Below are 2138 nucleotides of genomic sequence, written 5' to 3'. Positions count from 1 at the left end.
CACCATCGCCGACATCGCCTCCGACAGATCCGGAGCCTCGGGCACGTCCCCAGCAGCGCCGGTGGCGTGTTCACGCATCCACGCGGCCACCTCACCGATGCGCACCCCCGCTTCACGCTGCACGCTGCGCACGGTGACCTTGTCCCCTCGCGCGACGAGCACCCCATAGGCCCTGGCGATCTTCTCCGACGTCGACATAGCCATCTCCCCTCCGATCGGTAACGGGTAACCGGAAACGTTTTCCGTTACCTATGTTACCCGCCTGTGGCGTCCGGCGGGATAGTGCTCGCCCGGATATCGCCGGCGAGCGGGCGCTGCGGCGGGTCGTCGGCGCCCAGGACCCAGGCGACGACCCGAAGGCGATTCTGCCCAGAGGGAGGGGAGCGCCGGCTATCGGCGGTCAGGTTGTAGGTATCCAAGACGGCGGCCAGGGCGGTGTTGCCCGCCGGCGGGGCCACGGTAATCCCGGTGATTCCTCGTTCCCACAGCGACACCGGGATGTGGGAGCCCAGGTACGTGACTGGCGGTCGTGTGGCCAGTGAGTGGTGGTCGCTCGTGAGCGGGCTGTCGGGTGGGGCCGTGGGTGCGCGCTTACCAGTTCTTGGTGGGGTCCATGACGCGGGCGCGCGAGTGGCCGCGGATGCGGAAGCTGGGGTGGGCGAGTCCCTCGTTGACGAGGCGGCGGCCGACGTCGAGGGTGGCGGCGAGTTGATCGTCGGTGAGTGCCATGCGGTCATTGCGCAGGGTCAGGGAGACGACGCCGTTCCATGCGCCCCAGAGGAAGAGCGCGGTTTCTTTCGGCGGGTAGTCGGGCGAGGCCTCGCCCGTGGCGATGGCGCTTTCGAGGTGTGCTTGGAACCGGCCGAGGATCTCGTCGAGGCGGTCGCCGACTTGTTGGCTCAGCTCGTGGGCGCTGGCGGAGAGGCCGGAACCGTGGCCGTCGAAGGCGAGGAAGCGGAACGACCCGCGGTGGTCCAGGTAGAACCGCAGGTACACGTCGCTGGCGGCGATGACCTGCTCGAGGGGCGAGTACTCGGGACGGAGGGCCTCGTCGAGGTAGGTGCTGAACCGGGTCAGCGCGCGGTCGGCGAGGGCGAGCAGGATGCCGTCCTTGCTGCCGAAGTACTTGTAGAGCGCGCCCACTGACATGTCCGAGTCCTCGGCGATCTGCTCCATCCGGACGTTGCGCTGCCCGGAGACGAACGCCCGCTCGGCGGCGTCGAGGATGCGCTCGCAGTTCTGCGCGCGGCGCTTAACCATCCGGGGGCTGCGCCGCGGGGGCGCGCTTGCCGACTCGGTCACCTCCCGGATGCTACCGGGTCGAGGCCCCCCCGGCCCGTGAACGAGATTCACTAGGGAATATTCGTTGACAAAGTGGGTCGGGCGTTCCAGACTGGGTCACGAACGTGGCCGACGTCACAGTGGCGTCGAGGACGGCCACTCCACCGAGAAGAGGCGCGCCGACCCACGTAGAGACGGACGCACGAGGCGCCCGCCGCGGCCGTCTGAGCCCAGGGAAAGAAGCGTGACAAGAAGGCCACTGAGCCTGCGCTGACCAACGGAAAACTCAACGGGCCAAAGGACGTCAAATACTACGTATCAGGAGTTCACTATGGCAGTTGTAACCTTTGTCTCCCACGACGGCGAGGAGCACGAGGTGCCCTTGGAGGAGGGGCAGTCACTCATGCGGATCGCCGTCAACAACGCGGTGCCCGGAATCGACGCCGATTGCGGAGGCGAAGCCGCGTGCGGCACGTGTCATGTCATCGTTGATCCGCAATGGTCCGACGTGGTGGGCCTCTCGGGAGCAAGTGAAGAAGAGATGCTCTCAATGAACCCCGAACGGCTGCCGACCTCCCGACTGTCGTGCCAGATGACCGCGTCCGCGGATTGGGACGGCCTGGTCGTCCAGGTGCCAGAGTTCCAGATGTAACGACGTTCCAGATGTAACGACGAAAGACAAGGTGAGACACGTGAAGGTTTCCGATACGATCGGCGACAAGGTTCAGTCGGCCATCCCGATGGATCTGCAGATCCGGGGCGCCCATCTGTACGACAGGACTCGGCGCTGGGTGACAAGGACGAATGGGAAGAAGCTCTTCGTAGAGAAGCCCATCCCCCCCGTCGAGGACGTCGAA

At 66.1% G+C, this 2138-nt stretch carries 2 protein-coding genes and 1 pseudogene; 1 reads left to right on the top strand and 2 read right to left on the bottom strand.

Going from position 1 to position 2138, the window contains the following annotated elements:
- A pseudogene (locus G6018_RS12820) lies at nucleotides 1–204 on the bottom strand (hypothetical protein); the annotation flags it as partial.
- A gap of 387 nt (nucleotides 205–591) precedes the next feature.
- Nucleotides 592–1302, bottom strand: coding sequence for a TetR/AcrR family transcriptional regulator (locus G6018_RS12815; RefSeq protein WP_146776291.1), 711 nt, complete (start codon nucleotides 1300–1302; stop codon nucleotides 592–594).
- 310 nt (nucleotides 1303–1612) lie between these two features.
- Here G6018_RS12815 and G6018_RS12810 point away from each other — a divergent pair, with 310 nt between their 5' ends.
- On the top strand, nucleotides 1613–1933 hold the full coding sequence (locus G6018_RS12810; RefSeq protein WP_182635722.1) for a 2Fe-2S iron-sulfur cluster-binding protein: 321 nt from the start codon (nucleotides 1613–1615) through the stop codon (nucleotides 1931–1933).
- The last annotated feature ends 205 nt before the right edge of the window (nucleotides 1934–2138 follow it).

The organism is Dietzia sp. DQ11-44 (genome assembly GCF_014145205.1).
In the GTDB taxonomy this organism is placed as follows: Bacteria; Actinomycetota; Actinomycetes; order Mycobacteriales; family Mycobacteriaceae; genus Dietzia; species Dietzia natronolimnaea.
This window is presented reverse-complemented; position numbering and strand designations above follow the sequence as displayed.

Excerpts from the sequence above, each read along its gene's own strand:
- G6018_RS12810 (WP_182635722.1), top strand. The coding sequence starts at position 1,613 with ATGGCAGTTGTAACCTTTGTCTCCCACGACGGCGAGGAGCACGAGGTG.